Raw genomic sequence first — 7,517 nt, forward strand, 5'->3', positions numbered from 1 at the left:
ATTTTTAAACTACAGACTAATCGATCCGGTTCCTGTAACAATATATAAAGGAATCCTACGGTGACTTTTATGCAGCAGCCCGTGATACGCCTTTCGGCGGTCGTCGCCCTTCTATTCACATTCTTTTGCTCTCCTCCTACCGAGACGGAAAAAGACCTTCTGGAGATGGAGCGGGTGTGGCAATATTGCAAAATCTACAGTATCTGGCAGGAATTCATACCCGATGATCCGGTGAGTGTCTATGATTATCCGGGTGAAATAGTTGATGGCCTTCCCGACAGTCTTCATTCCGATACGGTGCATTATTCGATGTACTGGCCCAGCGGCACTGTCCCTCCCGGTCTGTTTGCCGGTTCGGGGTTTACCGGTTCGGCCGGACAGGCCTATGGTCTTCCGGTATACTATGCTCAGTTGACAGATAAAACCCTGTACATCCGGATAAAAGAGTTTTCCGAGTACTCGAACGAATCCGGACAAACGGTATCGACCTTTTCCCTGTTGCAAGCAATCCCTGCAAGTTCACCGAATGTTATTGTCGATCTCCGGAGCAACGGTGGCGGCAATATCGATATCTGTACCTTAAGTATCGATCTGTTTTTAGAGAAAGACATACCCTACATTGGGGCAATCTATCGGAAAAATGTCAAAGAGATTGGTGATACGGGGTGGGCTTATGACACCTTATCCGATGCCTGGAAAGCCACAAAGACAGGTGACCGGTTTGAAGGGAAAAACATCGTGGTTCTCACCGACTGTCATACGGCAAGTGCTGCCGAGATTTTTGCGGCAGGGTTACGTGATGGGGTTCCGGGTGCGCAGCTTTACGGAACAGTAACATTCGGCAAAGGGATCGGCCAATACATCTTCAGTCTGGCATCGGGCGCGGCAATAAAGCTTACCGGATTCAAATTCGAACGGGCAGGAGGTGAAGAAATCTCACGGCAGTACAATAAAAAGGGGATCACACCGGACATGCCAAAGCAAACGGTAGTGAAGAGAAACGGTTTATTCTGGGTGGATTCTCTTATCATTGCTGCCGGAGAGAAGCTTGAACCGGGCTTTGAAAACAACTACGACAGGGCGATTATGAGCGACCTTGCCCGAAACAATGACAGGTTCTCAGAAAGCTGTTCCCTCTTCGGCGCCGCCAAATTCCTTCGCCCCGAAGACCTTCCGGTGTATTAAGAAGAGTTGAAGGTTGAACGTGAAAACATCGTCCCCGAATTTTTCCCCTTCTCCCTCATTTTGCCATTTCCCAGATTGTATTTTGAGGAAGTGATTCTGCATACAATATTGTTACGCCAGCAATTAAATATGGCATAATTGCTTTCATTTTTGTCATTCCGCCTTAATGCGGAATACAGCTCTTACAGTGTATAAAAGCGTATGGATCCCGGGTCAAGTTTGGGGTGACAGCAAAAAGCACGAATGAGACACGCCACGTTTAGTTGCCAAAGTAATAGAATTGAATTTCAAACAGGGAGATAGGTATAATGGCCGAAAATGTTATTATTATTGGCTCCGGTCCTGCCGGTTTTACTTCAGCAGTCTATACGGCTCGGGCAAATATCAATCCCCTTCTTTTTGAGGGTTTTCAGGTTGGCGGGATGCCGGGCGGACAGTTGATGATAACAAATATTGTCGAAAATTTTCCGGGATTTCCCTCGGGCATTAATGGTCAGGAACTTATGATGAACATGCGTCTGCAGGCGGCCAATTACGGCGCCCGTCTTGTTACCGAGGATGTGTCCGAAGTGAAATGTGATGCCCGTCCGTTTAAAGTGATTTCTGCAAGTGGGCAGGAGTATGAGGCCCATGCTCTTATTGTCGCTACCGGGGCTACAGCCAGGCGTTTGCCCTATAAATCGGAAAAAAGACTATGGGGAAAAGGTATCTCAGCGTGTGCGGTGTGCGACGGCGGTCTTCCTATATTCAGAAACAAGGAGCTTGCGGTTATTGGTGGAGGAGACAGTGCGGTTGAAGAAGCCGTTCATCTCACGCAATTCGGTTCAAAGATATATATCATTCATCGCCGCGATGAACTCAGGGCAAGCAAGATAATGCAGCAACGGGCACTGAAGCATCCAAAAATCGAGATTGTATGGAATAAAATCGTCGATGAATTTCTGGGCGACCAGACACTTTCGGGCCTGAGACTTAAGGATACCAAAACCGGAGAACTATCGGAACTTCCCGTGGTGGGCGCCTTTGAAGCAATCGGCCACGTACCCAATACCGATTTTCTTAAAGCGCAGATTACCACCGATGATTTCGGATATATTAAAACTGAGTGTGATTCTACGGTTACTTCGGTTGAAGGTGTTTTTGCTGCAGGTGATGTTCAGGACAGAAAATATCGCCAGGCGGTTACCGCTGCGGGTTCGGGTTGTATGGCTGCTATCGAGGCTGAACACTGGCTGCAGGAAAAGGGGCATTTAGCATAATCCGGACCCATTCTATTAAATATTCCCTTGTTTGAAAATATCGGCCTTGGTCCGGCGAAATTATAAGGGGATTTTGCTAAATTGAAGAAAGAGGCGTCCATGAACAAAATGATTCTCAACAAGGGAACGTTATTAACGGCAAGTATTGCACTTGTTACACTCTTTGCATCGCTGCTTGTTACCGGCTGTGGTGACGAGGAAAAAAAAGAAGTCGCCGCCGAAAAAGCAATAAAGAAAATTAACTCCTATGAAGGGTTTCAGAAAGTAGTAAACAATGCAGGGGACAAACTTCTGGTATTTGATTTATATGCAGATTGGTGCAGGCCTTGCAGAATATTATCTCCCATGCTCGAACAGGTGGCAAAGGAACATAAAGACAAGGCAGAGGTGTATAAGATAAATGTTGATACCAATCCTCAGGTTGCACGGATGTTTCAGGTGCGCGGCATTCCCTATGTTGTGTTTATGAAAAACAAAAAAGCGATTCATGCTGTCCAGGGTGTTCAGCCTAAAGAAGCCTATGTCGATGCAATCGTGCAGTTGCAGTAGCTGAAGAAAGGATATTGTATGTTGATCCGGCGGTCAGCGATCGCCTCATTTTTCTCAACCTCAACCTCATTAATGATCTTAGTCGTTCTCTTGACGTTGATTTGAACGTACGTTGCATTGATCCTGTAAGGCGGGGCGAAGTGTTGATGGTTCGTTTGTCTCTTTTCAACCTTTAACTTTTGACCCAATCTTCCATTCTATCTCCCCAGCCGAAGACGTTCACCGCACCAATTGTCAATGCCGCAAATGGCTTCGATCTTCTTTACCACGCTTTCGATATCATAGGGTATTCGTCGCCATTCGATGGTGCGGTTTTTCTCATCGAAGAGACAATAGCAGGAGCGATTGTCTCTGTCGCGCGGCTGCCCCACGGAACCGATATTGATGATATACTTTTCTTTGGGATCAAGAGAAAAACGATAGTTAACATCCTGAGGGAAAATGGAACGCATATCTGAAGTAATGATACAGGGCAGGTGGGTATGGCCGCAGAAGATCAGCCAGTCGGTTTTTTCGAACATTCTTTGTATTCGTTCGGGATTCCAAATACCGACGTAGCTACTGGGGAATACGTATTCATTGATTGGATCCAGGGCGGATCCATGAACGAAAAGCGTATTTTCATCTCTCCAGGTTTCCACGAGTTCTTCCATGAATTTCCACCGGGACGGCACGGTATGCTCCATCACCATGCATTTGGGTGTTTTATTTTCGCATGCACAGGGGAAATAGTTGCCCGTAACGACATGATCACCTGATGCCTGTTCTGCCAGTGAAGGGATCATTCTTTCCTGGGTATATCGGATAGCTTCGGCTGCAACAGGGTTAAATCCTATAGGGCCGTTTAAAAGCGCGTAATCATGATTTCCCATCAGAGAAACTGATGCCTTGGTCATAACCATATCGGTACAATCTTCGGGCTGAGGGCCATAACCGACGATGTCGCCCAGACAAATGATATCTTCAATGCCTCGCGATTCAATATCGTTACAGACACAACTCAAGGCATCGAAATTTGCATGGATATCACTTATCAAGGCTTTCATTTTCATCTCCTGCAATTGTGCCCATTCCTTTATACTGGAATGGGCATTCTATGAGAAATATAAATATTATATGATCGTGCCGCAGTGATGGCAATCAGTTGATGCTTCTGGGAATATAATCTTTCAGATTCTTCAGATTCGATTCTTCCCTGAGCCGTCTCAGCGCGTTTTCTTTGACCTGACGCACCCGTTCGCGGGTAAGACCGAGCCGTTCCCCGATCTGGTCGAGCGTATAAGGACGTTCATCGCCCAGACCGAAGTATAGTCGGACAATCTCCTTTTCCCGTTCGTTGAGAATGTCAAGGTTGCTCTTAACGCTTTGCTGATAAGATTTATCAAGCATCTCTTCGTCGGGGCGTTCATTTTTGTCATCACGGAGAAGATCGATCATACTCGCTTCGTCACCGGAATCAAAGGGAGCATTAAGAGAAAGATGACGATTGCCGATTCGGAGCGAATCTTTGATATTGCCGATATCCAGTGACAATTCATCGGCAATTTCATCGAAATCGGGGTCCCGCCCGTATCGCTGCTCCAGCCGTTCCTCTGCCTTGCCGATCTTGTGGATCAAGCCGACCCTGTGAAGAGGGACATTTACAATGCGAGATTGTTCGGCCAGTGCCTGAAGGATGGCTTGGCGGATCCACCAGACAGCATAGGAAATGAATTTGAAATTCTTTTTCTCATCAAATCGCTTTGCAGCCTTGATAAGACCCAGATTACCTTCATTAATCAGATCGATAAGCGCCATGCCCTGGTTTTGATAATTCCGTGCAACACTCACAACAAACCGGAGGTTTGCCTGAACCAGCTTTTCAAGCGCTTCTTTATTCCCTTTTTTAATCCCCTTCGCCAGCCTGGCCTCTTCATCGGATTTCATGGGCTTGTATTGGCTGATCTCTTTCAAGTACAGATCCAGGAATTCTTCTTCTAGAATTGAAAACGCCCTTTTCATGACTTTCTCCTTTATTTTATAGGAATTTATTTCACGAATAGTTTTATCTGTTGCTCCTTGTAATTATCAGTTGGCGCACTACCCCAAAAAAATACGGATAGTGACTTTTGATATTTTTAGCCATCCTGAATTTTTAAAATTTATCCCGATGCACCACATCTTTTAAGTCCTTGCGAGGTCTGGAGTTATGCCCTTTTTCAGGATAGCCGAGCGGGGTAAAAACAACCGGCTCGATACCACCAGGCAGTTCCAGAACCTTCCGTGCAGCCTGTGAATCAAATGCCCCTATCCAGCAGGTGCCAAGTCCTTCTTCGGTAGCAGCAAGAATCATATGATCCATAGCTATAGCTGCATCCACAAATCCATAGGTTACCCCATCCATTCTTTTCCAGGCGGCATTCATATCGCAGCAGACCGCAATGATAACCGGTGCGGTATAAAACCATTCTCTGTCATACACTTTCTGCAATTCTTTTTTCTTATTCTCATTCTCAATAACGACAAAATGCCATGGCTGATTATTGCATGCTGACGGCGCCAGGCGCCCTGCATTTAATACCTTGAGTACTTTTTCTTCTTCAACCGGTCTGTTTTCATAGCCTCTCACTGAGTAACGGGATTTAACCAGTTCCAAAAACGTCACCAGTCCCTCCTTTCTTGTGTTTAGCCTACAATAAATCTGGAGTTTCCAATTTTTGCGTATAGAAGTACCAGCAAAAATCAGGCCTGTTTGTTCCTGCTGTTTATTTTTATCTTTCAGTTTTCTATTTATCGACAAAACACTGTCTTAAAAACCGGAATACAAAAAAAAACCCGCCGTTGAATTTCTCCAGCGGCGGGTGTTATTTCCTGACACTTGTGACTATTCAGGTCATTACACGCGCCCACCGCTGAAAAAGAGTGGCAGTGGCATGCACCGTAAGCATACGACACAGTGAGGGCTTTTGCCAGCTGCTGTTTTGTGATACTATGTTGCGACGTTTCATTGGTACTAACATTGAAAGAGTGTACTGTTTTGCTGCTAAATATATACTTAAATGAAGGGGGTGTCAATATTTTATTGACATTTTTTCAGATAAACAGCTATTCCAAAAACGCCGGATTTTAAAATCCAGGTTCGCTCGGAGTGTATTTAAAATGCAATAATTTATAATACATATTTTTCTAATTTAATTTGATAATGTGGAAAAAACCGGTAAATATTTATATAATTTAGGATCAGGTCATTTCATTCCCGAAAATTCAATTTTCTAACAAGTTTAATCGAAAGATTGTTCGTATTATGCAAAATAAGCCGATCAACATTCTCTGGGTTTCCTTTGAAGACACCAGTCCTTTTTATCGTTGCTATGGTGATCCTGTGGCCCAGACACCCAATCTCGACCGTTTGGCTTCGGAGGGCTGTCGGTGGACCAACTGTTTTTCCACAGCCGGTGTATGTTCTCCGGCCCGTTCTGCGGTTATTACAGGGATGTATCCTGTTTCCATAGGAACCCATCATCACCGTACAAAACATGAAAATCCAGCTACGCCTGAAATGCCGACCCCCTATGAGGCGGTTCCTCCTTCCTATGTCAAGTGCTTTACCGAGTACCTTCGTGCAGAAGGCTATTACTGCTGCAACAACAAGAAAACCGATTATCAATTTGAGTCGCCGATTACGGCCTGGGATGAGACCGGGCCCGAGGCGCATTGGAGAAAACGTCCTGATCCCGGGCAACCCTTTTTTGCAGTTTTCAATCCCGCCCATACCCATGAAAGCGGTTTATGGCCGGAGAAGCGGCCGGAGTTTACCTATGATCCGGCAAAAGTCCCGGTGCCGCCCTATTTCCCTGATACACCGAAGGTGCGGGAAACCATTGCCCGGATGTATACGAATATTGAAACGAATGACAGATTTTTAGGTGAACGTCTTAAAGAGCTTGAAGAAGATGGTCTTGTCGAAAACACCATTGTCATGCACTGGAGTGATCATGGTCCTCTTCCCAGGGGGAAGCGGTGGGTTTATGATTCGGGGATCCATGTTCCGCTTATTGTTCGATGGCCCGGGCAGATCGAGCCGGGGAACGTTATCGATGAGGTCGTTTCGACAATCGATCTGGGGCCGACAGTACTTTCCTGTGTCGGGCTTCCAATACCGCATCATATGCAGGGGCAGGCCTTTCTGGGGCCACAGGCACAACCTTCACGCACCCATGTTTTTGCTGCAAGGGACCGTCACGATGAATCCTATGACAGGGTACGCGCGGTACGCGATAAGCGGTTCAAATATATCCGTAACTATCATCCCGAGTTGCCGTATCTTCTCTGGATACCCTACCGGAACAAGCTGCCGATACTTGAAGACATGTGGCGGCTGTATCTCAACGACGAATTACAAGGTCCCCAACTGCTGATGTTTCAGAATAGGCGTCCGGTAGAAGAACTGTATGATACGCAGGCCGATCCGTGGGAAATAGAAAACCTTGCCGAAAGCCCGGAATATAAGTCGGAACTGGAGCGGTTGAGCAATACGCTGGATAC

Annotated in this window: 7 protein-coding genes; 4 read left to right on the forward strand and 3 right to left on the reverse strand. The window is 46.1% G+C overall.

The annotated features are described in order from the left end of the window. Window positions 1-69: 69 nt before the first annotated feature. The 3 genes from GF401_13140 to GF401_13150 all read left to right on the forward strand — a co-directional run bounded on the left by GF401_13140 (window position 70) and on the right by GF401_13150 (window position 2,993). A complete protein-coding gene (locus GF401_13140; GenBank protein ID MBD3346001.1) occupies window positions 70-1,185 on the forward strand; it encodes a hypothetical protein in 1,116 nt (371 codons plus the stop codon). A gap of 308 nt (window positions 1,186-1,493) precedes the next feature. After that, a complete protein-coding gene (trxB, locus tag GF401_13145; GenBank protein ID MBD3346002.1) occupies window positions 1,494-2,444 on the forward strand; it encodes a thioredoxin-disulfide reductase in 951 nt (316 codons plus the stop codon). Window positions 2,445-2,543: 99 nt separating this feature from the next. Continuing rightward, a complete protein-coding gene (locus tag GF401_13150; protein ID MBD3346003.1) occupies window positions 2,544-2,993 on the forward strand; it encodes a redoxin domain-containing protein in 450 nt (149 codons plus the stop codon). 197 nt (window positions 2,994-3,190) lie between these two features. On the opposite strand, the gene GF401_13155 is transcribed toward GF401_13150, so the two are convergent. The 3 genes from GF401_13155 to GF401_13165 form a co-directional block, all read right to left on the reverse strand. Further along, entirely contained in the window at window positions 3,191-4,045 is an 855-nt protein-coding gene (locus GF401_13155) for a metallophosphoesterase (protein ID MBD3346004.1), read from the reverse strand. 88 nt (window positions 4,046-4,133) lie between these two features. Beyond that, a complete protein-coding gene (locus GF401_13160; protein MBD3346005.1) occupies window positions 4,134-4,994 on the reverse strand; it encodes a sigma-70 family RNA polymerase sigma factor in 861 nt (286 codons plus the stop codon). Between the two features lie 133 nt (window positions 4,995-5,127). Next, entirely contained in the window at window positions 5,128-5,637 is a 510-nt protein-coding gene (locus GF401_13165; GenBank protein ID MBD3346006.1) for a nitroreductase, read from the reverse strand. Window positions 5,638-6,276: 639 nt separating this feature from the next. Here GF401_13165 and GF401_13170 point away from each other — a divergent pair. Further along, on the forward strand, window positions 6,277-7,517 hold a 1,241-nt coding region (locus GF401_13170), incomplete at its 3' end, for a sulfatase-like hydrolase/transferase (GenBank protein MBD3346007.1).

The sequence above is a fragment of the Chitinivibrionales bacterium genome (genome assembly GCA_014728215.1).
Lineage (GTDB): Bacteria > Fibrobacterota > Chitinivibrionia > Chitinivibrionales > WJKA01 > WJKA01.

What these genes read in the sequence shown, in the direction of transcription:
- GF401_13140 (MBD3346001.1), top strand. Translation starts at nt 70, where the DNA reads ATGCAGCAGCCCGTGATACGCCTTTCGGCGGTCGTCGCCCTTCTATTC.
- trxB (MBD3346002.1), top strand. Translation starts at nt 1,494, where the DNA reads ATGGCCGAAAATGTTATTATTATTGGCTCCGGTCCTGCCGGTTTTACT.
- GF401_13150 (MBD3346003.1), top strand. Translation starts at nt 2,544, where the DNA reads ATGAACAAAATGATTCTCAACAAGGGAACGTTATTAACGGCAAGTATT.
- GF401_13155 (MBD3346004.1), bottom strand. Translation starts at nt 4,045, where the DNA reads ATGAAAATGAAAGCCTTGATAAGTGATATCCATGCAAATTTCGATGCC.
- GF401_13160 (MBD3346005.1), bottom strand. Translation starts at nt 4,994, where the DNA reads ATGAAAAGGGCGTTTTCAATTCTAGAAGAAGAATTCCTGGATCTGTAC.